Origin of the sequence: Maricaulis sp. (assembly GCF_048268525.1) — a bacterium.
In the GTDB taxonomy this organism is placed as follows: domain Bacteria; phylum Pseudomonadota; class Alphaproteobacteria; order Caulobacterales; family Maricaulaceae; genus Maricaulis.
Genome location: NZ_JBLWVH010000004.1, coordinates 28,930 through 54,688, shown reverse-complemented (window position 1 = coordinate 54,688; position 25,759 = coordinate 28,930). Strand labels below are relative to the sequence as shown.

The window sequence follows — 25,759 nt, the reverse complement described above, 5'->3', positions numbered from 1 at the left end:
TTCGTTCGGTCAGGCGGCGTCGAGGTCGACGGCACCATCCAGGGAATCGACCAGTTCGGTAAAGTCCTCGTCGACGCGGGCGCCGGTAAAGCAGGACCCGTTGAACACCGCCCTTTTTACATTGGCGCCGTTGAGGGTCGCGTAGGAGAAGTCTGCGCCGGTGGCCTTGGTCTGCCTCATATCGGCACCGCGCAGGTCGGTGTAGCGGGCGCGCACTCCGGCGAGCGAGGCAGGCAGGACGCGATTCCCGTCAAGCAGGAGCGGGCCAAGCTGGCAGTCGCGCAGATCGGCGTTGGACAGATTGGCGCCGGTCAGGTCGGCGCCGCGCAGATCGGCGCCGCGCAGGCTGACCATCCGCAGGTCCGCTTTTTCAAGCCGGGCACCCTGTAATTGTGCCCCTTCAAGGTCCAGCCCGTACAGGGTTGAGCCGCGCGCGTGGAAGGCCGTCAATGTCTTGCCGGCCAGCGAGGTCAGACCCCGCAGGTCGGTGCCGTCGAACAGGGAGGGCTTGCCTTCCTTGCCATTGGTGTCGCACCAGCGGACATGTTCGGCGATCTGGTCGGCGACCGATTGGTCCAGGCCTTCGGGGTCGATGCCGACCGGCTCATTGGTCAAGGCGCCGTCCGTGTTCATGCCCTGTGTCTTGGCCATTGTCGTTTTGGTGCCGATCAGAACGGCGTGCGAGAAGTCGGTATCGGACAGGTCCGCGCCCGACAGGTCGGCACCCTCAAGATTGGCACCCTGGAAGGAGGAGCCGCGCAGATTGGCGCGGATCAACCGCGTTCCCAACAGCATGGCGTCGGTAAAGTCGGCCTGCTGTGCTGCAATGCCTGCCATTTTCGAGCCGGACAGGTTGGCGCCGGTGAAGTTGGCGGTTCCGGCGTCGTTCTCCTGGGTCCGGTGCTTCAGGACCGACAGGCCCTTCTCCTTGTCCACCTGGGCGATGGCACCTTCACGCAAATCGGCTTCGGTGAGGTCGGCGCCGGTCAGGTTGGCGCCTCGCATGATGGCGCCCCTCAGGTCGGCACGTCGCATTGATGCGCCTTCCAGATTGGCCCGGCGCAAGTCGGCTGCAAAGAAAACCGCGCTGTTCAGGGTCGCGCCTGACAGCACCGCACCGCGAAGGACAGCGCCGCTGAAGTCGGCGTCTGACAGGTCCCGGTTGGCGAGCACCATGTCCTCGAGGATCGTATAGGCGAAATTCGCCCGGGCGCCGCCGGAGCGGCCGGACCACAGGCGTTCGTGCCGGGCGCATATCGCGTCGACTTCGTCCTGGGTCAGTCTTTTGAACTCGATCTTGCGACCGGTCATCGGCGCGGTCCTGTCGGCATCTGTTTCAGCCCGGCATCATAGCGACCGACCGTTAACAGCCAGTATTCCGATCAGGTGCTCCCGAATCCGGCCCAGTCGTGGTTCGCAAGGGGGTGATCCGGCGCGATCCGGACCCTGTTCACGCCGGCGGTCGAGAATGCGTGGATCTGTGCCTCGGCCGCTTCGGGCGTCGTGGCTGTCAGTTCTGCATCATAAAGTCCGGCGCGCTGATCGATTGATATTTGTGGCAAGCCGCTGGAAAGGCGTTGGAAAAAACCGGAATAGAGGGCGGCCGCAGTGGTCTTTCGCAAGCCGGTTTCAATCACGAGCCCCGCCTCGGACAGGATGGCCACACCGCGGCCGGCGACCTCGTGGTACTCGTCCTGGCAGGCGATCACCACGCGGGTCACTCCGGCCTGCACAAGGCCTTCGGCGCAGGGTGGTGTCTGGCCATGATGGGCGCAGGGTTCAAGTGTCACATAAGCGGTCGCGCCGGCAGCCCGGTCACCGGCCGCATCCAGCGCAACCCTTTCGGCGTGCGGTCTTCCGCCGTCCTGTGTCGCGCCGGTGGCAATGATCCGGCCCTGTTTGACGAGTACGCATCCGACCGCCGGATTGGGTGCTGTGCGGCCCTGCTGGGCCTGCGCCAGTGCCAGCGCGAGGTCCATGTAGCGTGCGTCGTCGATCGCGGTCATGCGTCGGGAAGGGGCGGCAGCGGCTTGGCCCGTTCGGCATCGAGATACCGCGCATTGCGCAATGTGGTGCCGTCGTCATCGAGATCGATCAGCAAAGGATTTCCGGTCGGCACTTCGATTTCCATGATGTCGGCGTCAGAAACCCTGAACAGGAGTTTGACCAGGGCGCGCAGGCTGTTGCCGTGAGCTGCCACGATCAGTGTTTCACCGGCCTGCAGTCGCGGCAGGATGGATTCCGACCAGTAGGGCTCGACACGATCCAGCGTTGATTTCAGGGACTCCGAGGCGGGCAGAAACTCCCGTGGTACGTCGGCGTAGCGGCGATCATTGATCGGGTGGTAAGCGTGATCGGTGGCGATCGGCGGCGGCGGTGTATCAAACGAACGCCGCCAGATCTTTACCTGCTCGTCACCATGCTTGGCCCGGGTTTCATTCTTGTCGAGACCGGCAAGGGCGCCGTAGTGACGCTCGTTGAGGCGCCAGGATTTATCGACTGGAATCCACAAACGGTCCAGCCCGTCGAGTGTGAGGTTGAGTGTCTTGATCGCGCGCTTGAGCACGGACACGAATGCGTGGGTCGGCTCGAATCCGGCCCGGGCCAGCAATTCGCCCGAGCGCTTGGCCTGGGCAATGCCCTCATCAGTCAGATCGACATCAACCCAGCCGGTAAACCGGTTCTGGAGATTCCATTCGCTCTGTCCGTGCCGGATGAGTGCGAGTTGCGGCATGAGGTCGTCTCCCGATTTGCCCTGTCTCGGGCAGCGATAGCCCGCCCATCGCAGCAGGGCAAGACAGCGCGGCGGTGCGCGAAGCTGACCAGAATTCGCTTAGCCTTCAATATCAAGTTGTGGTATAAAGGAACCACAGGTTTCCCGGGGCGGGCCTGGTTCAACCCATTGAACCGATACCCAAGGCATGACTTATCCGCTCCGATAAGCGGCGTCGGGATGCGCGGCCTTTATCCGTCCCCCTAAGGCCGGACCGCAACCTGTCGCCCAAACCGCGCACGTCTCTTCCCCGGACGTGCGCGGTTCTGCTATTGGGTCTTCCTGAAAAGGGCATTCCGTCCTGACTGGCTGTGAGGAAACGGCATGTCTGACATTGATTCCGTGCGATCTGCCCGGCGCGTCATTGCCATCGAGCGCGAAGGCATGGAGGCCCTGGAGCAGTCGATCTCGTCAGCTTTTGCAGAGACCGTCTCGCGCCTTGAGGGGCTCCAGGGAAGGCTCATCTGTGCCGGTATCGGCAAGTCCGGGCATGTCGCACGGAAAATCGCCGCGACGCTCGCCTCTACAGGGACGCCGGCCTATTATGTCCACCCCACCGAAGCCAGCCATGGTGACCTGGGCATGATCGGCACCAATGACGCGGTGTTGGCGCTTTCAAAATCCGGTGAAACCAAGGAGTTGGGCGATCTGATTGCCTATTGCCGCCGCTTTGGTGTTCCGTTGATCGCAATGACCGCAAAGCCGGACAGCACCCTCGGCCGGGCCGGGGATTTCCTGCTCGCCATTCCCCAATCGCCGGAAGCCTGCGGGGAAACGCGGGCGCCGACGACGTCGACGACCCTGATGATGGCGCTGGGTGATGCGCTGGCGGTTGCCTTGCTCGAATCGCGCGGTTTCACCGCCACGGATTTCAAGACATTCCATCCGGGAGGGGCGCTCGGGGCGGCCCTGGCGAGCGTCGGTGACATCATGCACGCGGGTGATGCTGTGCCATTGATCGCCTCGGATGCGCCGATGAGTGACGTACTTATCGAGATGACGACCAAAAGCTTTGGCTGCGCGGGCATCGTCGACCCGGACGGCCGGCTGGCAGGCATCATCACGGACGGCGATTTGCGCCGACACATGGGTGCGGGGCTCGTCGACAAACGGGCCGGTGATGTGATGACAGCCGGGCCTCGAACGGGCAGTGCGGGCATGCTGGCGGCGGATGCTCTGCGACTGATGACGGCGGGCACACCTAAGATCATTCAACTGTTCATTGTCGATCCGGACAATCGCCCCGTTGGCATACTGCACCTTCATGACCTGCTGCGTGTCGGACTGAAATAGCCCGGTATCGTGCATTCAAGCCTGTGCAGGCACTGGTGAAATCCTGATCCTCAAGGTATCGTTGCCGGGAAGGCGGGACGGGATTGCAGGGCAGGCTCCGGTCATGAGTTCCAAGCCTCCGGTCCGTGTGGGAGTGAGTATGCAACAACCCTTGGCATTGCAGGTCCGGCAGCGTTTGCGGCCGCATATGGTGGCGCTGGCCGGGTTTTCACTCGCCTCGAACCTGCTGCTTCTGGTGTCGCCGCTTTACATGCTTCAGGTTTATGACCGGGTTCTGTCCTCGGCCTCCATCGATACGCTGATCTGGTTGTCGGTGCTGGCGGTTTTTCTGCTCGGCATTTATGGCGCGGCCGAAGCCGGGCGCCGCCGCGTCGGGGCGCTGGCCGGTCAGGAACTGGATTCCCTGCTGGTGCCGCTGGTCTTCGCCCGGTTTGAAACCGAAACCGGGACGCCGCATCTCGCGCGCGATCTCGGCGCAATCCAGCGTGTGCAGACAGCGTTGCAGTCGGGATCGTTGCTGCCTTTCGCCGACCTGCCCTTTGCGCCGCTATTCCTGATCGTTCTCTTTCTCATCCATCCGGTCCTCGGGATGATCGGTCTGGTGGGCGCCGTGATTGTGTTCGCAGTGGCGGTAACCGCGGAGATGACGACACGACAGGCCGGTCAGTTTTCCCAGGGTGCGCTGCGCAGCGCCGGAGATTTCGCTGCCGGTCTGGAGCGTCAACGCTCGGCCATGGCCGCAATGGGACTGGTGCCGGCCGCCTTTCGCCGCTGGCGTGCCAGCCAGGGCGCCGGGCAGAGTTTTTCGATGGATGCCGCAAAAGGGGATGGCAAATTTTCCGCGATATCCCGTTCGACGCGGCAGATACTGCAGATCTGTGTGCTCGGAGGAGGCGCGGCGCTGGCGTTGAGCCAGGAGATTTCGCCGGGCGCCATCGTCGCGTCTTCCATCATCCTGGCCCGGACGCTCGGACCGATCGACCAGATCGTCGGCGGATGGCGCAATACCGTGCAGACCTGGGCGGCCTGGAAAGGCCTGACTGAACGTGTCGACGGGACTGATGCCGAGCCGCGTTTCACGCCCTTGCCGCGACCGGCGGCGGAGTTGAAGCTGGATCGGCTTTCGGTCGTCGTCCCGGGCGCCGAAGTGCCACAGGTTCGCCCGTTCAGCTGGTCAGCATCGGGCGGCCAGTTGGTCGCGGTGACCGGCGGCAACGGTGCCGGGAAGACCACGCTTCTGCAGACGCTCGCCGGCGCCTGGCAGCCCGGTTCGGGCACGATAAGCCTGGGCGGGCGCAATCTGCACGACTGGCCTGGGCCCGACCGTGGGCGCCATGTCGGATATGTGCCGCAGGATGTCGAGCTCCTGCCGGCCACTGTCGGCGAAAACATTGCCCGGCTGGGCGAGGCTGATGCCGATGCGATCATCGCGGCGGCACGGGCGGCCGGCGCCCACGAGGCCATTCTGGCCCTGCCGGACGGCTACGACACGCGCGTGGGCCAGGGCGGTACCCATCTGTCGGCCGGTCAGCGCCAGATGATCGGCCTGGCGCGGGCCCTGTTTGGCGATCCGGTGTTGCTGTTGCTGGATGAGCCGACGGCCAATCTGGACGCTGCTGCAGCGCCCGGCCTGGTCAACGCGTTGCGACAGGCCGCAGAGCGCGGCGCGATCATCCTCGCGGCAACCCATGATCGCCGCGTCATCGAAAGGGCGAAAACCGTCCTGCTAGTCCGCAATGGCGACGTCATGGCCGCGCCGGCGGAACAATTCCTCAAACTGGCAACCGGCCCCGGTGCCGGCACCCAGATGTCCGGTCGCGGAGGCGCAGCCTGATGGCGGCGCCTGAACAAGCGAGCCGCGTCCTCGGTGATGGCTTCGTGCGCAATTCCGCGCTGATCTGCCTGGTCGGTCTCGGCGGGTTCCTCGCTTGGGCGGGCCTGGCGCCGTTGGCGGAAGGTGTGCCGGCGGCGGGTCAGATCGTGGTCGAGAATGACCGCCAGGTGGTGCAACACCTCGAGGGCGGCATCATTCACGAGCTGCTGGTGCGCGATGGCGACCGTGTCGTCGCTGGCGAGGCGCTGCTGACACTTCAGGAAACAGCCTCGCTCGCCGTGCGCGACGAGTTGTTGCAGGAGATCGCCACACTGACCGGTTCCCAGCAACGTCTCGCGGCCTTGCGCGCCGGACTGGACGAGCCGGACTTCACCCCGCTCGATGATCTTGATCTGACACCGGACCAACGCGAGGCGGTCACTACCCGGCAGAGCGATCTCTTTCGCCAGCAAACCCAGTCGTTCCAGGCGGATATCGCGGTCCTCACCGCCCGACGTGATGGCGCCCGGTCATCGCGTGCCCTGCATGCCCAGCAGATACGGGTGACCCAGCGTGTCATCGCTGCTGCCGAGGACCAGCTCGCGCTTTTGCGGGAACGATATGAGCGCCAGATGGCCCGGCTGGACGAGCTGCGCGGCATGGAGCGTGACGTAGCGGCGCTGGAAGCTGATATCTCCCGGCTGCGCACGGATGCCCAGCAGGCCGCGACCCTGGAGCAGGACCTCGATGGCCAGATCGCCCAGACCGAAGCGGCTTTCCTGCGTCAGATCTCGGCTGATCAACTGGAGGTCCGCAGTCAGCTTGAACAAGCCGGCGAGCGGATTGCCGCCGCCCAGGATGTGCTGAACCGGTCGGTTGTGGTTGCGCCCCTGTCCGGTGAGGTTCTCAATCTCCGTTTTGCCACGCGTGGCGGTGTTGTGAGACCGGGCGAGGCCATTCTGGAGATCGTGCCGGCTGTCGGCGAAATGACGGCCTCTGTCCGTATCCAGCCGGCCGATCGGGCGGCGGTGTATGAGGGGCAGGCAGTCCGTACCCGGCTGACAGCGTACAAGAGCTGGATGACCCCTCGACTGGATGGTGAAGTGATCAGTGTCAGTGCCGACCTGAAAACTGATCAGAATACCGGCGTCTCCTATTATGAAGTGCGGATTCGGATCCCGGCGGATCAGGCGGCGCGATTGGGTGAGCTGGATGTCATTCCGGGAATGCCGGTGGAGGTTTTCATCTTCTCCGGCTCCAGCCGGACAACGCTGGATTATCTGCTGGAACCCATCAGTGAGTCGCTGTTCCGCGGCGCCCGGACCGGATAGTGGTGATGAAACTGGATCGTGTTCAGCGTCGAAGCGTGACCGCAATCGGTGCAGTGCTGTTCGCACTGTCTGGCCTCGCGGGTAACGCAGGCGCCCAGGCGGACGCTTGCCTGTCCTTCGAGGCGGCATTGCAGCTGGCGGCCGAACGCGCGCCAGAGGTGGCGGGCGCCATTGCCCGTCAGGATGAGGCCGCTGCCGACTATCGGGAAGCCGAGTCGCTGCGACTGCCGCAAGTCTCCACCTTCGGTCGAACAGCGTCCGGCGACAGTGGATTGACCGGAAGCCAGATCGAGAACCAGGTCGGGGTTCGTCTGTCCCAGCGCCTCTATGATTTCGGTGACTCCCATTATGCGATGGCCGCGGCCAGCCGCTCGATCGGCCAAAGGGCGCATGAATTGCGGGCCCAGCAGATTGATGCATCCAATCGGCTTGCCGATGCGTATCTGACGCATCTGGAGGCCGAAGCCATGATCGACGTGATCGCCGAGCGTCGCGACTATTTTGACCGCCAGCGGGTCGCCGTCGAGGCGCTGCTGGAGACCGGCGGTGCCACTCGCGCCGACCGGGCACAGATCGCGGCCCAGCTGGCAGAGGCGGAGGCCGATGCGCTGGAGTTGAGTTTCATGCGCGAGCGGGCGGGAACCCGAATTCGGGAGTATACCGGCTATGCGCCCGGCGCACTGTGTGGTGCCGACGCGGCTGCCAATGACCTGGACCGGGCCCTTGAAGGGGTCGTCACAGTGCATGATGCGGTCGACCTGACACTGACGCGCAATCCGGGTCTTGCAGCCCAGGCCGAAGCCGTGAGGGCGCTTGATGCACAACGAGAGCGGGCCCGCCGCAGCCGTCTGCCGGTGATCGAGGCGGTCGGCATTGCGTCCTATGTCTATGATGATTTCAGTGAAACCTGGGACGCTCGGGACCGGGTCGGCATCGATGTGTCAGTTCCGTTGTATACAGGTAATGCGCTACGGGCCCGCAGTGACCGCGCAGTCGCCCGGCTGGAGCAGGAAGAAAGCGGACTGAGGTCGATGCAGCGACAGTTGCGGGAACAGGCGGAAATCGTGTTCCGCCGTTCCATGTCCCTGCAAGCCCAGCTGATCCGCCGGGAAGCGGTCGCCCGCTCCCAGTTCGAATACTTCGACGCGGTGTCCGGCGAGTTTGATTTCGGGCTCGGAACCTTGCCAGACCTGATTGATGCGAGGCTCGCCTATGAAAGAGCCGAGCTTGACGTGATCGGCGCGCGGTTCACCCTGCTGCGCCAGCGACTGGAGTTGATGGGGCTGACGGCGCGGATGCCGCAGCCGCAGGCAGGATCGGACAATGCTAACGAAGTGCCTTGACGCTCGCGCAGTCGCAGTGAACGGTGTTGGCGTGCAACCGAGTTGATTGGCGCGCATCTCGACCGGACCAGAGGTCGGCGCGCGGTAGGCCTTGGCGGCAGTCGAATAGGGGTGAGACCGGGATTCCGAGGAAGCCGGTTTCGGGAGTAAGTGAGGATCGCATGTTTTCGGGTCGACCACGTTCCGGCGTGGTCGAGAGTCGTTCGACGCCGATGTAAAGCCGTGTGAAAGCAAGAAGATCGTCGGGAGAGATCGACCATGCCTGTTACCAGCAAGACCAAAAACGCTTCAACCGTGCGCAATGCGCTGCTGACCACCGCAATGGCGACCGGTGGCGCTTTGTTGCTGGCGGGCGGTGCACAAGCCCAGGGACCGGCAGCCGGCCAGCCTGAAGGCTTCACGCCGCTGTCCGAGATCAGCGGAGTCTCGCGCGTCGAGATGGCCGCGGACGGTTCGATGCAACTGGTCATGTCGGATGGCCGGACGGTATTGATCGCCGCCAATGACCTCGCCGTCGTTGATGGTGTCTATTTCATCTCCGAAGCCGCCATCGAGGCCAATGCGTTGCTGGGCGTATCGGCTGCCGCGGCGGCTGGTGGAGGCGGGGGCGCCGCCATCCTGGGCGTGCTGGGTGGCGCAGGATTGCTTGGTGCGGCAGCTGGCGGCGGAGGAGGCGGTGGTTCAAGCCCCGCGCCGACACCCACTCCGAATACCAATCCGCCGGTTTTCAGCTCGGCAACAAGTGCGAGCGTTGATGAGAACACGACAGGCAGTGTCTATACCGCAACCGCGACCGATGCTGATGGTAATTCGATTTCCTTCTCGATCAGCGGCGGCGCTGATTCCGGGGCGTTCTCGATCAACAGCGCGACCGGCGCCCTGACCTTCAACGCCACACCCGACTTCGAAGCACCGGCGGATTCTGACGGCGACAATGTGTACGAAGTCACCATCCGGGCATCGGATGGCGTCAACACCACCGACCAGACGGTCACGATCACTGTCGATGATGTCAATGAAGCGCCGGCATTTACCTCAGCCGCGGCCACATCGGTCGATGAAAACACGGCCGGCACGGTTTACACCGCCGCCGCGACCGACCCTGAAGGTACGGCCCTGACCTACTCACTGTCGGGAGCCGACGCGGCGCTGTTCAGTATCGACCCGGTGACCGGTGCCATCAGCTTCATCGCTGCGCCGGATTACGAAAGCCCGGCTGATGCTGATGGCGACAATGTCTACGAGATCACGGTAACCGCATCAGACGGAACGAATTCGACCGACCAGGCCGTCTCGATCACGGTCGAACCTGTCGATGAAGGCCCGGCGACATTCTCGTCCGGAACCACTGCCAGCTTCGACGAAAACGCGACCGGCACGGTGTACACGGCTGTTGCTGCTGATCCGGACAATTCGACGATCACCTATTCACTCGGCACAACCGGTGACAGCGCGCTGTTCGCGATTGATAGCGCGACCGGCGCGCTGACCTTCATCGCATCGCCCGATTTCGAGGCGCCTGCTGACGGCGATGGCGATAATGTCTACGAGGTCGCCGTCCGGGCAAGCGATGGCACGACGGTCACGACCCAAACGGTCGAAGTGACGGTCAATGACGTCAATGAAGCACCGGTGGTGACATCGGCAGCGACGGCCAGCACGCCGGAAAACAATGCAGGCGTCGTCTACACCGCGACGGCGACCGACCCGGAAGGCGCGGCCCTGTCCTATTCGCTGTCCGGCGCCGATTCCGCGCTGTTCACGATCGATGCCGCTTCGGGTGCGGTGAGTTTCCTCGCGCCGCCCGACTTCGAAGCCCCCCTCGATGCCGATGGCGACAATGTCTACGAGATCACCGTTACGGCGTCGGATGGCAGCAATGTGGACACGCAAGCCGTGTCGATCACGGTCACCAACCAGAATGAATTCGCCCCGGTCTTCACGTCGGCGGCGGTCGATGCGGTTGATGAAGATTCGACCGGCAGTTTCTATACCGCCACAGCGACCGATGGCGATGGCGATACGCTGACCTATTCGATTGCGGCAGGCGGCGACGGTGCCCTGTTCCAGATTGACAGCGCGACCGGAGAGTTGAGCTTCATCGCCTCGCCGGACTTCGAGAACCCGACTGACGCGGATACCGACAATGTCTACGATCTCGTCTTGCAGGTCAGTGATGGGACGACCAGCGTCACCCAGGCGCTGAGTGTCACCGTCAACAATGTGAACTCGGCACCGGTGATCTCCTCGTCGAGCACGGCGACCTTCACCGAAAATGGCGCAGGTGTGGTCTATACCATCGCGGCGACCGATGGAGACGGCGACGCGATAGTCTATTCGATCACCGGCGCAGATGCAGCCCTGTTCACGGTGAACGCCGTAACCGGCGCGGTCAGCTTTGTGGCCTCGCCTGACTTCGAGACGCCCGTCGATGCCGATGGTGACAATGTCTATGAAATCAATGTGCGTGCATCCGACGGTGTCCTGACCACGACGCAAGCCGTCAGCATCACGGTCGAGAACGAGAATGATGTGGCACCGGTGATTACCTCCGGCGCGACCGCGACAATCGAGGAAAACGATGTCGGGCGAGTCTATACGGCGACGGCGACGGATGCCGACAGCGCCAGCCTGACCTATTCGTTGTCCGGTACGGATGCGGCCCTGTTCCAGATCCACAGTGTGACCGGCGCGGTGTCTTTCCTCACACCGGCGGATTTCGAAAATCCGGGCGATGCCGGTGCCGACAATGTCTATGATATCATCGTCACCGTGTCTGATGGCGATTTCACGGACTCCCAGGCTGTCGCCGTCACGGTCACCGATGTTGATGAGTCCAACGGCAGCACTCCGGTCTTCACCTCCAGGTCAAATCAGACCGTTTCGGAGAACCAGACATCCGCTTATGTCGCGCGCGCTACCGACACGGACGGCGACACTGTCAGCTATTCGCTTTCCGGAACAGACGCGGCGCTCTTTACGATCGATTCATCGACCGGCGAAGTGCGTTTCCTTGCGACTCCGGACTTTGAGAACCCGACAGACAGCGGTGGCGACAATGTCTACGACATCATCGTGTCAGCGTCGGATGGCGGCACTTCCGCCGACCAGGCCGTGGCGATCACGGTCGGCGATGTAAGCAGCGAGGCGGCGGATATTCCCGAAGGGGATACCACCCAGATCCAGATGGTCTCGGGCGGTGATTACACAGGCACGCTGGAAGTGGCGGGCGACCGCGACTGGGTGGCCATTACGCTCGAGGCGGGACAGCGTTACCAGTTCGACGCCTTCGGTTCGGGCGGCGCGGGTGTCGAACTCGATGACACCTATATCCGGCTTTATGATGCGTCCGGCACGCTGATCGCCGAGAATGACGACATCACCCTTGGCGTGAATACGGATTCACGCCTTGGCTTCACGGCAACAACGTCGGGCACCTATTACGTTTCAGTCGGCGCCTGGGAGCCGGACAGCGGGGCCACCCTGTCCGGCCAATACACGCTGCAGGTTCGTCACACGGACCCGCTGACTGCGTGGAATTACCAGGAAATTGGGGACTATCTCGATTCAAACGGCTTCGGTGGCCTGCAGTGGGACCGGTCCGCCGGCGACACGATCACGGTCAACATCACCGCTCTGACCGTGGCCGGCCAGACCCTGGCGCGTGCGGCCCTGCAATTGTGGGAAGACATTACGGGGATCAGTTTCACCGAGGTGGCAACGGGTGGCGAAATCACGTTTGACGATGATGAGGAAGGCGCCTTTGCCGGCCCGGACACGACATCCGGCGGCTTCATCACCTCGGCCAGCGTCAATGTGGGAACAGGCTGGCTCGACACCTACGGCACCAATATCGACGGGTATTCATTCCAGACCTACATCCATGAAATCGGCCACGCACTCGGCCTGGGCCATGGTGGCCCATACGACGGGTCGGCCGACTACGCTGTCGATGCCATCTATCTGAACGATTCCTGGCAGGCCTCGGTGATGTCGTACTTCTCGCAGAACGAGAATACCTATATCGACGCCGACTTCGGTTATGTGATCGGGCCGCAGGTAGCCGATATCATTGCGGTTCTGGACATGTACGGCGGTTCCACGTCAACCCGCGGCGGTGACACGACCTACGGCTACAATTCCACTGCCGGCAATGTGATCTTTGACGCCACAGCGCACACCAACGCTGTCAGCTTCACGATCTTTGACACCGGCGGCACCGACACGATGGACTATTCCGGTTCCGGCGCTGACCAGACGCTCGACTTGCGCGAGCAGTCCTATTCGAGCGTTATGGGTCGTGACGGCAATGTCGGCATTGCCCGCGGTACGGTGATCGAGAATGCCATTGGCGGCTCCGGTGATGATATCTTCATCGGCAATGATGCCGACAACGAGCTGCGGGGCGCTGGCGGTGCTGACCGTTTCTACGCCTCCGGCGGCAGCGATGTGTTCAATGGTGGCAGTGGTTCGGATACGGCCGTCTTCTCGGGCGCTTCAACTGACTACACCCTCTCGACCAACGGGTCCGGCAATACGGTGGTCACCGACAATCGCGCCGGCGCACCGGACGGTGTCGTCGAGCTGATCAGTGTTGAAACCATCGTTTATGACGGCGGGACCAGCAATCCGGAATACTTCGGAGATCCGGACTTTGCCGGTCGTGAAGGTCTTGACCCTGACGACATGCCGACTCTGGCACCATTCAATCCCAACGAGTTCGGCCATGACGCCGATCACCCGGTGATGGATGGATTGGAAGGTAGCGAGAAGGGGGATCATCACGAGCATGTCTATCCGCATCTCAGCGATGGTGATCTGGCCCTGCTGCTGAACCTGTCGGACTCCATCGGCGATTTCCGTGGCGAAGTCGGCACGAATTTCTGGCGCAACGGGGAAGACGCCCGCGGTGATTTCCGCGACGCCATGCTCGAATGGCCGGTTGAACCGGAAGCGGCGTTCCAAGCGGCCAAGGACCATCCGGTTTTCGAGACGCTGACCGTGCCTGCGAGTATCGACACTCCGGTCAGCCAGGTGGCTGCCAGCGGGAATTATGGTCTTGAATACTTCCCGGACGACGCGTTCACCAATGTGTTCGATCCGCGGGATACGCAGATGATGACCCTGTCGGATGAGGCATCCGACGGCTGGGCCTGAGCTTGACGGGGAGGGTTCATCCCTCCCCGCCTTCCACAACACCAGGGATTTCCAGCAATTCCATGTGCGACGGAGACTGTTGCGTCACCGGGCCTTGAGGCAAAACGGTGCGGGATGCAGCGTTGTTGTCCATGCGGACCTTGCCATGCATCGACGAGCGAATTGATCGCCGACAAACAAGGTCGGGCAAACAAGGTCGGGTCGGGGAGGCCAGGGTTTGACGAGTTTCGTTACAGGAGTGGCGGGCTTCATCGGCTTTCACGCGGCGAAAGCGCAGCTTGAAGCGGGCGAAGACGTTGTCGGTATCGACAATCTCAACCCCTATTACGATCCGGCACTGAAACAGGCGCGTCTCGATCAACTGGCTCGGTATTCCGGTTTCCGGTTTGAAGCACTGGACCTGGCCGATCATGACGGCGTGGTCCGGTTGGTGAGTGACATCCGCCCGCAGCGCCTGCTGCACCTGGGCGCCCAGGCCGGGGTTCGATACTCGCTTGAAGCGCCCTTTGCCTATGCCCGCTCAAATCTGGTCGGTCACCTGTCAGTGCTTGAAGCTGCGCGCGCGTTGGGCGACCGGTTGGAGCACCTGGTCTACGCCTCCTCGAGCTCGGTCTATGGCGAGCGGTCGGCGGTCCCGTTCAGGGAAAGCGATGCCGCTGAGGCGCCCGCTTCGCTCTATGCGGCGACCAAGCGATCCGATGAATTGATGTCGGCTTCCTATTGCAGCCTGTACGGAATTCCCGCCACCGGCTTGCGGTTCTTCACGGTTTACGGGCCTTGGGGGCGGCCGGACATGGCCTACTGGCTGTTCGCCGAGGCCATGTTGGCGGGGCGACCCATCAAGGTATTCAACAACGGTGATATGGAGCGCGATTTCACCTATATCGACGACATCGTCGAGGCCTTGTCCCGGATCCTGGCTGACACGCCGGCACGGGGGCGTCACGCGGTCTACAATATCGGCGGATCTTCACCGGTCCGGCTGATGGACATGATTCACACGCTCGAGACCGAATTGGGCGTTGTGGCACAAAAAGAGATGCTGCCGATGCAGCCCGGCGATGTCACGCGCACCTATGCGGATACCAGCCGACTGGAAGCGGATTATGGCTACAGGCCATCTGTCGACCTGGCGACAGGACTGGCGAAGTTCGCTGACTGGTTCAGGGAGTGGAACTCGGCCCGGCCCGACCGTCCATCCAACGACTGACCGCTTGTTCCACGCCCGTCCGCCAGTGCGGCAGGGCGTAGTCGAAGGTAGTTTCAAAAAGGTCGCAATCGAGACTCGAATTGTCCGGACGTCGGGCTTTGGACGGCCAGTCGGCCGACCCGATCGGTATGACACGCGGGCAGCGCCCGTCGTGCCGGGCGGCGGTCCGGTAAATGAAATCGGCGAAGTCTGATCGGCTGACAGGGTCAGGGCTACACAGATGGAACAGGCCACCGCGCGCCTTTCCCGCCAACAGGTAATCCGCAGCGCGAAGAAGCCCTGATGCCAGGGTGTCAGCGTGGGTAGGGCTGCCAATCTGGTCGGACACGACCCGCACCTCCTGCCGGACACCGATCTGAGCCAGCATCGCCGTCAGGAAGTTCTTGTGCGTCCCGTTGAACACCCAGGCGGTGCGAAACACGGCATGTCGGGCGGACGCGGACAAAACCCCGGATTCGCCCTTCAACTTGCTGCGGCCATAGGCATTCAGCGGGCTCGGCGTGTCGCTTTCACGGTACTTCCCGCCCTGACGGCCCGGGAAAACATAGTCGGTCGACACGTGGAGCAAGGGAATGCCGCGATCGGCACAGGCCCGACCGAGTTCCGCGGGAGTGAGGGTGTTCACCGCGATCGCTTCGCGGTCATCAACCTCTGCCCCGTCGACATCATTGCTGGCGACCGCGTTGATGACGGCATCGATCGCAGGGCGGGCGTGCACGGCCTTGATCACCTGATCGGGACGGGTGAAGTCCGCCTCGCTGCGGTCGACGGTATCGATCTCCCAACCGGCGCCCTTGGCCAGCCCCGACAGGGACGTCGCGAGTTGCCCACTGCGACCCAGGACCAGAAGCCGGCGTGTCACGACGTCGACACCGGCGTGCCGGCACCGAGCCTTTCCTGTCCGTAGCGATTGTCCAGGATGTCACGCCACCAGCTCTCATTGGCAAGATACCAGTCCACGGTTTTGCGCAATCCTGTCGTCGGGTCCGTCTGCGGGCGCCAGCCGAGTTCCCGGCTGATTTTTCCGGCATCGATCGCGTAGCGATGATCATGCCCCGGCCGGTCGTCGACGAAAGTGATGAGGTCGGAATACGACTGTGGCGCCGGTCGGGCCTCGTCCAGCAGGGTGCAAAGCTGACGGACCAGATCGATATTTCTCAGCTCGGCATCACCACCAATATTGTAGATCTCGCCGCATCGTCCGGATTCCATGACCCGCAACAAGGCATCGGCATGGTCTTCGACATGCAGCCAGTCGCGCACGTTTTCGCCAGACCCGTACACCGGAATGGGACGGCCCCGGATTGCCGACAGTATGACCATCGGAATGAGTTTTTCCGGGAACTGGAAGGGTCCGTAATTGTTCGAGCAATTGGTGATCAGGACCGGCAGGCCATAGGTCTTGCCCCAGGCGCGTACGAGCATGTCCGCCGCCGCCTTTGACGCCGCGTAGGGAGAGTTTGGTTGATAGGGTGATGCTTCCGTGAAAACGCCGGTCTCACCGAGCGAGCCGTAAACTTCATCGGTCGATACATGCACGAAACGAAAGCGGTCGCGGTCATCGACAGGCAGGCTGTCCCGATAGGCGCGCGTGGCCTGCAGGAGGTTGGCAGTCCCACCCACATTCGTATCGACAAACACGGATGGCGCATCGATTGACCGGTCAACATGAGATTCCGCAGCCAGATGCAGGATGGCATCCGGTCGAGCAGACCGAATGGCGGCCTGGGTTTCCTCAAGGTTACGCAGGTCGGCCCGGATGAAGTGATAGCGTTGATGAGCGTCAATGCTGCTCAGATTGGCCGGGTTGGCGGCGTAGGTGAGGGCGTCGAGATTGGTGACATCATGCCCGCGGGCGATGGCCATGTGGACCACTTCCGACCCGATAAAGCCGCAGCCGCCTGTGACAAGCAGTTTCATGAGCGCGTGTCCTGACCGGGTCCGCAGACGATGGAGTCAAATGTATCGCCGACCGACGACCACGGCGCGCCGGCGACATCCTTGCCGGACAGCGTCACTTCAGACGGGTCGAACGGCCATTCAATCCCCAGTTCCGGGTCGTTCCAGGCGATGCTGACGTCGAGATCCGGAGCGTAGGGGTGGTCAACGGTGTAAAGGACTGTCGTTTCAGGCTCCAATGTCATGAACCCGTGCAGGAATCCGCGTGGCACAAACACCCCGGTCGGCGTGTCGGCGTCGAGTGTTACCGTGCAGTGTCGACCGAACCCCGGTGAATTCGGGCGTGCATCCACCAGGACATCGAAAATTCGACCGCTGATCACATTGACCAGCTTTGCCTGTGCGGCGGGCGGGGCCTGATAGTGCAATCCCCGCACGGTCCCGGCGGCCTTCGAGATCGACATGTTTTGCTGGAGGAAGCTGGTCTGCATCCCGAGCGAGGCGAACAGCTCGTGATTTGCGAGGACGGAGAAGCTGCCGCGCCCGTCTGCAAATCGTGGTTGGCGAACGCACGCGGCGTTCTCCAGATTCAGCGGCCTTATTTCGAAATTGGAGACGGACATCAGGACTGTGTCGCCTTTTTGGAGGCTGTATTCAAGGCGATTGGTTCACCGGCCGGCGTTTGAAATTTCGGCCAGGTAGCGTCCGTAATCACTGGCCCCCAGTCCTGCGACAGCTGCGGCGAGGGCGTCCTGTGAAATCCATCCCTGGCGGAACGCGATTTCCTCTAGGCAGGCAATATGAAGGCCCTGGCGACGCTGGAGCGAGCGCACAAATTCCGACGATTCCAGCAGGGCGTCCGGGGTTCCGGTGTCCATCCAGGCCACGCCGCGCCCGAGCGGGGTCACTTTCAGCGTGCCTTGTTCGAGGTAGGTGCGGTTGAGATCGGTGATCTCCAGCTCGCCACGGGCGGACGGGGTCAGTGAGCGGGCCCGCTCGACGACCGTGTTGTCATAGATATAGAGGCCGGTAATCGCCAGGTTCGAGGTCGGATTGGCCGGCTTCTCTTCGATCTTGATCGCGCGCCCCTCGGCATCGATCGTGGCCACGCCGTAGCGGCTGGGGTCACTCACGCTGCAGGAGAAAACGGTCGCGCCGGTGATCGGCGCTGCAATCGACTCCCGGACCAGCCCCGACAGGCCATGACCGTAGAACAGGTTGTCGCCGAGTATGAGGGTGACGGGCTGGTCGCCAATGAAATTGGCGCAGAGGAGGAAGGCCTCGGAAATACCGCGCGGCTGGTCCTGGGTCACATAGTCCAGCGTGACGCCGAATTTGGACCCGTCGCCAAGCAGGGCGATGAAGGCGTCGCGGTCCCGCGGGGTGGTGATGATGGCAATGTCCCGGATCCCGGCCAGCATCAGCACGGAGAGCGGGTAGTAGATCATCGGCTTGTCGAACACGGGGAGCAGCTGTTTCGACGTCGACCGGGTCAGGGGACCCAGGCGTGAACCGCTTCCGCCGGCGAGAATGATGCCTTTCACGCGGGGTGCTCCTTCCGCTTCCTGTCGAGGACTGGCCTCGACCGGGCCAAGTCAGATCTTCTGATCGAAGTCGCCGATTTCCGGAAACTCGCTCAGCAATTCGGCGATCTCGCCAAAAATGGCCTTCACGTCATCACCGGAGTCCGGGCTTTCGATGACGACGACAAGATTCGGCGTGTTCGAGCTGGCGCGTACCAGGCCCCAGGCGCCGCCGTCGAGGGTGAAGCGAACCCCGTTGATGGTGTTGATGTCGACTATGGGCCGCCCCGCGACCGTTGTTCCAGCTGCCTGCAGCGCCTCAACCTTGGCGACGATCCGTTCGACGACCGCGTATTTGTTTTCGTCGGCGCAGGCCGGCGACATGGTGGGCGAGCCAAAACTGGTAGGCAGGGCCCGGCGCAGATCCGCCATGGTCCTGTCCGGATTGCGCTCCAGCATCTGCAATACAGCGCGGGCGGCCACGAGACCGTCATCATAGCCGCGTCCGATCGGTGGCTGCAGGAAGAAGTGTCCGGATTTCTCGAAGCCGGCCAGGGCCCCCAGCTCTTTCGAGCGACGCTTGATATAGGAGTGGCCGGTCTTGTAGTAATCGGTCTTGCAACCATGTTCCGCCAGCACCGGATCGATCGCAAACAGGCCGGTGGACTTCACGTCGACGACAAAGCTGGCGCCCGGATGAAGCGGGGCCAGGTCGCGGGCCAGCATCAGGCCGATCTTGTCAGCGAAGATTTCCTCGCCCTCATTGTCAATCACCCCGCATCGATCGCCATCGCCATCAAAGCCGAGGCCGACATCGGCGCCATGTTCAAGGACCGCGTCGCGCATGGCGTGCAGCATTTTCATGTCTTCGGGATTGGGATTGTAGCGCGGGAAGGTGTGGTCGAGTTCGCAATCCATCTCGATCACCTCGACGCCCATCGCCCTGAGGGCCTGCGGGGCAAAGGCGCCCGCGGTGCCATTGCCGCAGGCAGCGACGACTTTCAGCGGGCGCTTGATGGTGACACCTTTCGCGACATCGTCCAGATAGCGTTCGGCGACGCCGGCCTGACGGACATAGCCTCCGCCGGATTTCGTAATGGCTGAACCTGTGAGAACGATTTCCTTGAGCCGGCTCATTTCGTCCGGGCCAAACGTCAGCGGGCGGTTGGCGCCCATCTTGACCCCGGTCCAGCCGTTGGCGTTGTGGCTTGCGGTGACCATCGCGACGCAGGGAATATCGAGATCGAACTGTGCGAAATAGGCGGTGGGCGAGAGGGCCAGGCCGATGTCATGCACTTCGATGCCGGCGGACATCAGTCCCACCTCCAGCGCCTGTTTCACGCTCTGGGAATAGCCGCGATAATCATGCCCGACGACAATCTTCGGCGCGACGCCCAGTTCATGGATCAATGTGCCCAGACCCGCGCCCAGTGCCTGTACGCCATACAGGTTCAGATCGGGGGCCTTGTCGGAGCCGGGATGACCGAACCACCAGCGTGCATCATATTCGCGAAAGCCGGTCGGCTTGATCAGCGCCTCGGTCTCGAACTCCCAGGAATTGGGTTGCAGGCTGGCGTGGGGTTTGGTCGTCATGGGAACACCGCTTCTCGTTCAACAGGCAGGGTGGAACTTGTGACGCGCACAGCCCGTCGGGCTGTACCCGGCGGGCTGTGGGTCAGCCATTGGGCCGCCCGACGCTGGTATAGGCGAACCCGGCATTGGTCGCTTCTTCCAGGGTGTAGATATTGCGCAGATCGACGAGGACCGGTGCCTTCATCGTTGATTTCAGGCGCTGCAGGTCGAGCGCGCGGAACTCGTTCCACTCGGTGATGATGACCAGCACGTCGGCGCCCTCGGCGCAGAAGTACGGTCCGGAGACGAATTCAACATTGTCGAACAGCTTTTCGGCTTCGACCGTGCCGGCCGGATCAAAGGCGCGAACCGTTGCGCCGGCCTTTTGCAGGGCCGGAATGATCTCGAGGCTCGGTGCGTCGCGCATGTCATCGGTGTTCGGCTTGAAGGTGACCCCAAGCACGGCCACCGTCTTGCCGTTGACGTCGCCACCACAGGCGGCGATGACCTTGTCGGCCATGGCCCGTTTGCGCGCATCATTGACCTCGACCACGGTCTCGATCAGGCGCAGGGGGGCATCGTTCTCCTGGGCGGTCCGCGTCAGGGCCAGCGTGTCCTTCGGGAAACAGGAGCCGCCATAGCCCGGCCCGGCATGCAGGAATTTGCCGCCGATGCGCTGGTCCAGGCCAACGCCCTTGGCGACTTCCTGGACGTTGGCGCCGACTTTCTCGCACAGATCGGCGATCTCGTTGATGAAGGTGATCTTCATCGCCAGGAAGGCGTTGGCTGCATACTTGATCAGCTCGGAGGTCCGGCGCGAGGTGAAGACGATCGGAGTCTCGTTGAGGAAAAGCGGGCGGTACAACTCGTTCATTGCGGCCCGGGCCCGGTCATCATCGGTGCCGACGACAACGCGGTCAGGCCGCTTGAAATCGTCTATCGCAGCGCCTTCGCGCAGGAATTCCGGATTGGAGACGACGGAGAAATCGGCGTCCGGGCGGGTCTCGCGAATGATGCGCTCGACTTCATCGCCCGTGCCGACCGGCACGGTCGACTTGGTCACGACGACGGTATAGCCGTCCATGACTTCGGCGATTTCCTTGGCGGCGGCATAGACATAGCTCAGATCGGCAAAGCCATCGCCGCGTCGCGACGGGGTGCCGACCGCGATAAAGACGGCGTCCGCCGATTTGACGGCCTCGGCCAGATCCTGGGTGAATGAGAGGCGACCTTCGCGCGCATTGCGGGTCACGAGCATGTCGAGGCCCGGTTCATAGATCGGGATGCCGCCTGAATTGAGCGTCTCGACCTTGCTGGCGTCCTTGTCGACGCAGATCACTTCGTGCCCGAAATCAGCAAAACAAGCCCCTGAAACCAGGCCAACATAACCGGTGCCGATCATTGCAACGCGCATGCTAAATTCTCCAAGGCTGACTTGTGGTATCGCCGAGCGGACGCTGTGGCGCAAGGTATGTTTCTGCGCCCGGCCCTTGCCGGGCTTTTACTGTGACAATCCAGCGCGATGCCGCATGCCTTCCCCGCTAGCGGGTGAATTCAGCCAGGATCCGGTTGGCGTCGCCGCCAAGCTGCTCGTGTTGCAGGGCAAAGGCGATGGTTGCCCGCAGATATCCCAGCTTGCTGCCGCAGTCATAGGACTGTCCGTCATATTCGACCGCATGAAAATCTTCACTGGCCATCTGGCGTGCCATGGCGTCGGTCAGCTGGATTTCGCCACCCGCTCCAGACGCCTGGTCGGCGAGATAGCCAAAGACAGACGCCTGCAGGATGTAGCGACCGGTGATCGCCAGGTTTGACGGAGCGGCTCCGACAGCGGGCTTTTCGACCATTCCGTTCATGCGAATGCGGTTGCCATTGCGGCTGGATGGCGAAATGACGCCATACTTGTCCACCTCGGTGGGGGGGACCTGTTCGACGGCGATGATGTTGCCGCCGGTTTCCGAATAGACATCAACCATCTGCGCCAGGCACCCGGTTTTCGCCTGGACGAGGACATCGGGAAGCAGGACCGCGAAGGGTTCGTCGCCGACGATGTCACGGGCGCACCAGATCGCGTGTCCCAGGCCAAGCGGGGCCTGTTGCCGGACAAAGCTCATCGAGCCCGGCGTCGGACGGGATGACTCGAGCGCTTCGAGAATGTCGGTCTTTCCCTTTTCCCGAAGCGTAATCTCCAGCTCGTAGGCAGTGTCGAAATAGTCCTCGATGGCACCCTTGTTCCGTCCGGTGACGAAAACAACGTGCTCGATGCCGGCCGCGAAGGCCTCATCGACCACGTACTGGATCGCGGGCCGGTCAAAAACCGGCAGCATTTCCTTGGGCATCGCCTTCGTCGCTGGAAGGACACGGGTCCCCAGACCTGCAACGGGCAGAACGGCTTTCCTGATCTTGCGCATGGGACCTCAAATTTGTCTGAGCAGCACGACTAGACCAATCTTCTGTCAGGGTCCATTCCGCCGCTGTCCGCGGCCGGCTTGCCTGACGGATCAGGCGCTGACCGTTGCGGACGCGCTCTGCAGGGCGTCGACCACGTCGTCGGCGGCTTTCTTGATGATGTCGGTATTCTCGCCCTCCACCAGGACCCGAACCAAGGGCTCGGTTCCGGATGGCCGGACCAGAAGTCGGCCGGACGTGCCCAGGCGTTCGGTCACGTCGCGGATCACAGACTGGACCTCTGCCTGCTCCAGCGGGCTTCGCCCCGTGAAGGCAACATTCGTCTTGATTTGCGGAGCCGGGTCGAAAAGGGAGCACAACTCACTGACCGGTCGTTGTTGCTGGACACAGGCCGCCAGAATCTGTAGCGCCGCGATCAGCCCGTCACCCGTTGTGGCATAGTCCGTCAGGACAATATGGCCTGACTGTTCGCCGCCCAGGGTATACCCGTCCTGGCGCATGCGCTCGACCACATATCGGTCTCCGACACCGGTGCGGAGCAGCCGCATTCCCTCGGCCTCGAAATACCGGTCCATGGCGAAATTGGACATGACCGTGGTGACCGCGCCCCCGCCGGCAAGTGTGCCCGCCTTCAGGCGGTCCGTCGCAATTCGGGCAATGATCTGGTCGCCATCGACAACCCGGCCATTCTCGTCACAGACAATCAGTCGGTCGGCATCGCCATCAAGCGCGATCCCGATGTCGGCACCGGTCTCGACCACACGGCGTGCCATCGCTTCCGGGCGGGTCGAACCGCAATCGTGATTGATGTTCTCGCCATTCGGGGTGATGCCGATGGAATCCACTTCGGCGCCCAATTCCCACAGCGCCTGCGGCGCAACCCGGTACCCGGCGCCATTGGCGCAATCGAGGACGATCTTGACCCCGGCGAGGGTCAGTTCGCGCGGGAAAGACGCTTTGGCGGCTTCGACATACCGTCCCTTGGCATCCTGATAGACAGCGACCTGGCCGATTTCCACCGGCGTGGCAGACAGATGGTTTTCGGGCGTACCCATCAGGTCTTCGATCTCGAGCTCGGCTTCGTCCGCCAGCTTGAAGCCGTCCGGCCCGAACAGCTTGATGCCGTTATCGGTATAGGCGTTGTGCGAGGCCGTGATCATCACGCCGAGGTCCGCGCGCAAGGCCCGCGTCAGCATGCCGATCGCCGGGGTGGGCAACGGGCCGACGCTGCGCACGTCCATGCCGGCGGACGTGAAACCGGCGATCAGGGCGTATTCCAGCATATAGCCGGACAGGCGCGTGTCCTTTCCGACGACCACCATGTGGCGGTGATTACCGTTGCGGAAATAGGCACCCGCTGCCTTGCCGAGCAGCAGTGCGACTTCCGGTGTCATCGGAAAGGAGTTCGCGCGCCCCCGGACGCCGTCGGTACCAAAATACTTCTTCATCGGCTTTTCTTTTCAAAACACGAATTACGGCAGGGCGATCAGACTGGTATCCGCAGTCGATGCGTGCCCGAGAAACTTGCTGTGTCAATGTGGAAAGGGTCTTTACAACGCAGGTTCAACCACGTCTACAACTGAGTGATACAAGGTGTGCGCGGGGCATAGGCAAATGTGTGGTATTCTCGGTATTGCAGGGTCGACGACAACGTCTGACCGCTTGGTCCAAGGGCTTCGGCGCCTCGAGTATCGCGGGTATGATTCCGCAGGCGTGGCCGTGCTTTCAGAGACCGGGCTGCAACGTCGCCGCGCGGGTGGCAAGATCGCGAACCTGGATGCCGTCCTGCGCGATGATCCCTGCGATGGTCCGCTCGGCATAGCCCACACCCGCTGGGCGACCCATGGCAAGCCCGGTGAGCGCAATGCGCACCCCCATGTCCGCAGCACGGTCGCCATTGTCCATAACGGCATCATCGAGAATTTTCGCGAGTTGCGTGAGGAGCTGGAAGGCAAGGGGCACGTCTTTGCCAGCGAGACCGATTCCGAGGTGATCGCTCATGTCATTGCCAGCTACCGCGAAGCGGGCCTGTCGATGCGCGATGCTTTCCATTCGGCAATCAAGCGATTGCGGGGCGCCTACGCGGTCGCGGCCATCTGCCGTGACAATCCCGAGCATCTCTACGGTGCGCGTCGCGGCAGCCCGCTCGTGGTCGGTCTGGCAGACGGGGAAAGCTATCTGGGTTCCGACGCGATCGCCCTCGCCGACTGGACCCGCCGGGTAATCTATCTGGAAGAAGATGACTGGTGTGAGCTGACCCCGACCTCTGCGTCGATTTTCGAGTTTGACGGCACGCCGGTGGAGCGCCCTGAACAGGTTTCCAACGCGACGCCGGGCTTTGCCGACAAGGGTGAGTTCCGGCACTTCATGGACAAGGAAATCCATGAACAACCGGAGGCCGTCAGTCGGACGCTGTCCAATTATATCGACGCCGTGAATCGCCGGTTTTCCTGTGATATGGGCGAGTTCTGGGACGCTTCAGGGCGTCTGATCAGTTCCGCCTGCGGCACGGCTTTCTACGCGGCAGCGACGGCGAAATACTGGTTTGAACGATACGCTCGCATTCCTGTCGATATCGATATCGCGTCGGAGTTTCGCTACCGCTCACCGGTGATGTCGCCGGATGACCGGGCGATTTTCGTGTCCCAGTCCGGTGAGACCGCGGATACGCTGGCCGCCCTGCGTTATTGCAATGAACGGCAGATCCCGACCGCAGCGGTCGTCAATGTTCCGGAGTCCTCCATCGCGCGGGACTGTCGACTGCCTCTGTATACCCATGCCGGTACGGAGATCGGTGTCGCCTCGACGAAGGCGTTCACGGCCCAGTTGTCGGCACTGGCCTGTATCGCTGGTGTGGCGGCGCGCGCGCGCGGCCAGTTGAGCGATGATGGCGAGGCCGAACTTGTCGAGGCCCTTCTCCAGACCCCGCGCCACATTAATGAGGTGATGGAGCTGGAGAGCCAGATCGAGACCATTGCGCTGTCATTGGCGAAGGCGCGGGACGTGTTGTATCTCGGCCGCGGCGTCTTCTATCCGCTGGCGATGGAAGGGGCGCTCAAGCTCAAGGAAATCAGCTATATCCACGCCGAAGGATATGCGGCCGGTGAATTGAAGCACGGGCCGATCGCGCTAATCGAAGAGGGCACGCCGGTCATTGTCATCGCCCCGTTTGACGAGTTGTTCGAGAAGACGATTTCCAACTTGCAGGAAGTGGTCGCCCGGGGCGCGCAGGTGATCCTGATCACCGATCCCAAAGGCGCGAAACTGGCTGGAAATGACGCAGCCCACACGCTGGTGATGCCGGAATGCCATCCGATCATCCAGCCGATTGTCGCAGCCGTCCCGATCCAGCAGCTCGCCTACCACACGGCGGTTCTGAAGGGCACCGATGTGGATCAGCCGCGAAACCTGGCCAAGTCGGTCACGGTCGAGTAGT

18 protein-coding genes are annotated in these 25,759 nt (G+C 62.5%); 7 read left to right on the top strand and 11 right to left on the bottom strand.

Annotation, left to right across the window (positions count from 1 at the left end; genetic code table 11):
* Positions 1–9 precede the first annotated feature (9 nt).
* The 3 genes from ACN0X9_RS03365 to gpmA all read right to left on the bottom strand — a co-directional run bounded on the left by ACN0X9_RS03365 (position 10) and on the right by gpmA (position 2,734).
* On the bottom strand, positions 10–1,311 hold the full coding sequence (locus ACN0X9_RS03365; protein WP_417486227.1) for a pentapeptide repeat-containing protein: 1,302 nt from the start codon (positions 1,309–1,311) through the stop codon (positions 10–12).
* Between the two features lie 71 nt (positions 1,312–1,382).
* A complete protein-coding gene (gene ribD / locus ACN0X9_RS03360) occupies positions 1,383–2,006 on the bottom strand; it encodes a bifunctional diaminohydroxyphosphoribosylaminopyrimidine deaminase/5-amino-6-(5-phosphoribosylamino)uracil reductase RibD (RefSeq protein WP_417486226.1) in 624 nt (207 codons plus the stop codon).
* Positions 2,003–2,734, bottom strand: a complete 732-nt coding sequence (gene gpmA / locus ACN0X9_RS03355) for a 2,3-diphosphoglycerate-dependent phosphoglycerate mutase (RefSeq protein WP_417486225.1) — start codon at positions 2,732–2,734, stop codon at positions 2,003–2,005. The genes ribD and gpmA overlap by 4 nt, the downstream gene beginning before the upstream one ends.
* A gap of 363 nt (positions 2,735–3,097) precedes the next feature.
* On the opposite strand from gpmA, the gene ACN0X9_RS03350 reads away from it, so the two are divergent.
* The 6 genes from ACN0X9_RS03350 (at position 3,098) to ACN0X9_RS03325 (ending at position 14,920) form a co-directional block, all read left to right on the top strand.
* Complete coding sequence (locus ACN0X9_RS03350) at positions 3,098–4,066, top strand: KpsF/GutQ family sugar-phosphate isomerase (RefSeq protein ID WP_417486224.1); 969 nt, start codon at positions 3,098–3,100, stop codon at positions 4,064–4,066.
* 139 nt (positions 4,067–4,205) lie between these two features.
* The gene (locus ACN0X9_RS03345) at positions 4,206–5,900 is read left to right on the top strand and encodes a type I secretion system permease/ATPase (RefSeq protein ID WP_417486223.1); all 1,695 of its coding nucleotides are present in this window, start codon (positions 4,206–4,208) and stop codon (positions 5,898–5,900) included.
* Positions 5,900–7,210 (top strand): HlyD family type I secretion periplasmic adaptor subunit, encoded by a 1,311-nt coding sequence (locus ACN0X9_RS03340; RefSeq protein ID WP_417486222.1) that lies wholly within the window; start codon positions 5,900–5,902, stop codon positions 7,208–7,210. Before ACN0X9_RS03345 ends, ACN0X9_RS03340 begins: the two co-directional genes overlap by 1 nt.
* Positions 7,211–7,215: 5 nt before the next feature.
* A complete protein-coding gene (locus ACN0X9_RS03335) occupies positions 7,216–8,553 on the top strand; it encodes a TolC family protein (RefSeq protein ID WP_417486221.1) in 1,338 nt (445 codons plus the stop codon).
* 258 nt (positions 8,554–8,811) lie between these two features.
* Positions 8,812–13,710: a cadherin domain-containing protein gene (locus ACN0X9_RS03330; RefSeq protein WP_417486220.1), complete on the top strand. Its 4,899-nt coding sequence runs from the start codon at positions 8,812–8,814 to the stop codon at positions 13,708–13,710.
* 217 nt (positions 13,711–13,927) lie between these two features.
* Entirely contained in the window at positions 13,928–14,920 is a 993-nt protein-coding gene (locus ACN0X9_RS03325) for an NAD-dependent epimerase/dehydratase family protein (protein WP_417486219.1), read from the top strand.
* Here the strand turns inward: ACN0X9_RS03325 and rfbD are convergent.
* The 8 genes from rfbD to glmM all read right to left on the bottom strand — a co-directional run bounded on the left by rfbD (position 14,874) and on the right by glmM (position 23,771).
* Complete coding sequence (gene rfbD, locus ACN0X9_RS03320) at positions 14,874–15,782, bottom strand: dTDP-4-dehydrorhamnose reductase (protein ID WP_417486218.1); 909 nt, start codon at positions 15,780–15,782, stop codon at positions 14,874–14,876. The two genes, ACN0X9_RS03325 and rfbD, sit on opposite strands and share 47 nt — an antisense overlap.
* Positions 15,779–16,840 carry a dTDP-glucose 4,6-dehydratase gene (gene rfbB / locus ACN0X9_RS03315; RefSeq protein WP_417486217.1) on the bottom strand — a complete coding sequence of 354 codons (1,062 nt, stop codon included), beginning with the start codon at positions 16,838–16,840 and terminating at the stop codon, positions 15,779–15,781. Before rfbB ends, rfbD begins: the two co-directional genes overlap by 4 nt.
* Positions 16,837–17,442, bottom strand: coding sequence for a dTDP-4-dehydrorhamnose 3,5-epimerase (rfbC, locus tag ACN0X9_RS03310; protein ID WP_417486216.1), 606 nt, complete (start codon positions 17,440–17,442; stop codon positions 16,837–16,839). Before rfbC ends, rfbB begins: the two co-directional genes overlap by 4 nt.
* 45 nt (positions 17,443–17,487) lie before the next feature.
* Entirely contained in the window at positions 17,488–18,363 is an 876-nt protein-coding gene (gene rfbA, locus ACN0X9_RS03305; RefSeq protein ID WP_417486215.1) for a glucose-1-phosphate thymidylyltransferase RfbA, read from the bottom strand.
* Positions 18,364–18,414: 51 nt separating this feature from the next.
* Entirely contained in the window at positions 18,415–19,935 is a 1,521-nt protein-coding gene (locus ACN0X9_RS03300; RefSeq protein WP_417486214.1) for a phosphomannomutase/phosphoglucomutase, read from the bottom strand.
* Positions 19,936–20,017: 82 nt separating this feature from the next.
* A complete protein-coding gene (locus ACN0X9_RS03295) occupies positions 20,018–21,328 on the bottom strand; it encodes a UDP-glucose dehydrogenase family protein (protein WP_417486213.1) in 1,311 nt (436 codons plus the stop codon).
* Between the two features lie 127 nt (positions 21,329–21,455).
* The gene (galU, locus tag ACN0X9_RS03290) at positions 21,456–22,325 is read right to left on the bottom strand and encodes a UTP--glucose-1-phosphate uridylyltransferase GalU (RefSeq protein ID WP_417486212.1); all 870 of its coding nucleotides are present in this window, start codon (positions 22,323–22,325) and stop codon (positions 21,456–21,458) included.
* Positions 22,326–22,415: 90 nt separating this feature from the next.
* The gene (glmM, locus tag ACN0X9_RS03285) at positions 22,416–23,771 is read right to left on the bottom strand and encodes a phosphoglucosamine mutase (protein ID WP_417486211.1); all 1,356 of its coding nucleotides are present in this window, start codon (positions 23,769–23,771) and stop codon (positions 22,416–22,418) included.
* Between the two features lie 166 nt (positions 23,772–23,937).
* On the opposite strand from glmM, the gene glmS reads away from it, so the two are divergent.
* On the top strand, positions 23,938–25,758 hold the full coding sequence (gene glmS, locus ACN0X9_RS03280; protein ID WP_417486210.1) for a glutamine--fructose-6-phosphate transaminase (isomerizing): 1,821 nt from the start codon (positions 23,938–23,940) through the stop codon (positions 25,756–25,758).
* The last annotated feature ends 1 nt before the right edge of the window (position 25,759 follow it).

Coding starts and splice junctions, on each gene's coding strand:
- ACN0X9_RS03365 (WP_417486227.1), bottom strand. CDS start 1,311: ATGACCGGTCGCAAGATCGAGTTCAAAAGACTGACCCAGGACGAAGTC.
- ribD (WP_417486226.1), bottom strand. CDS start 2,006: ATGACCGCGATCGACGACGCACGCTACATGGACCTCGCGCTGGCACTG.
- gpmA (WP_417486225.1), bottom strand. CDS start 2,734: ATGCCGCAACTCGCACTCATCCGGCACGGACAGAGCGAATGGAATCTC.
- ACN0X9_RS03350 (WP_417486224.1), top strand. CDS start 3,098: ATGTCTGACATTGATTCCGTGCGATCTGCCCGGCGCGTCATTGCCATC.
- ACN0X9_RS03345 (WP_417486223.1), top strand. CDS start 4,206: ATGCAACAACCCTTGGCATTGCAGGTCCGGCAGCGTTTGCGGCCGCAT.
- ACN0X9_RS03340 (WP_417486222.1), top strand. CDS start 5,900: ATGGCGGCGCCTGAACAAGCGAGCCGCGTCCTCGGTGATGGCTTCGTG.
- ACN0X9_RS03335 (WP_417486221.1), top strand. CDS start 7,216: ATGAAACTGGATCGTGTTCAGCGTCGAAGCGTGACCGCAATCGGTGCA.
- ACN0X9_RS03330 (WP_417486220.1), top strand. CDS start 8,812: ATGCCTGTTACCAGCAAGACCAAAAACGCTTCAACCGTGCGCAATGCG.
- rfbB (WP_417486217.1), bottom strand. CDS start 16,840: ATGAAACTGCTTGTCACAGGCGGCTGCGGCTTTATCGGGTCGGAAGTG.
- rfbC (WP_417486216.1), bottom strand. CDS start 17,442: ATGTCCGTCTCCAATTTCGAAATAAGGCCGCTGAATCTGGAGAACGCC.
- ACN0X9_RS03300 (WP_417486214.1), bottom strand. CDS start 19,935: ATGACGACCAAACCCCACGCCAGCCTGCAACCCAATTCCTGGGAGTTC.
- ACN0X9_RS03295 (WP_417486213.1), bottom strand. CDS start 21,328: ATGCGCGTTGCAATGATCGGCACCGGTTATGTTGGCCTGGTTTCAGGG.
- galU (WP_417486212.1), bottom strand. CDS start 22,325: ATGCGCAAGATCAGGAAAGCCGTTCTGCCCGTTGCAGGTCTGGGGACC.
- glmM (WP_417486211.1), bottom strand. CDS start 23,771: ATGAAGAAGTATTTTGGTACCGACGGCGTCCGGGGGCGCGCGAACTCC.
- glmS (WP_417486210.1), top strand. CDS start 23,938: ATGTGTGGTATTCTCGGTATTGCAGGGTCGACGACAACGTCTGACCGC.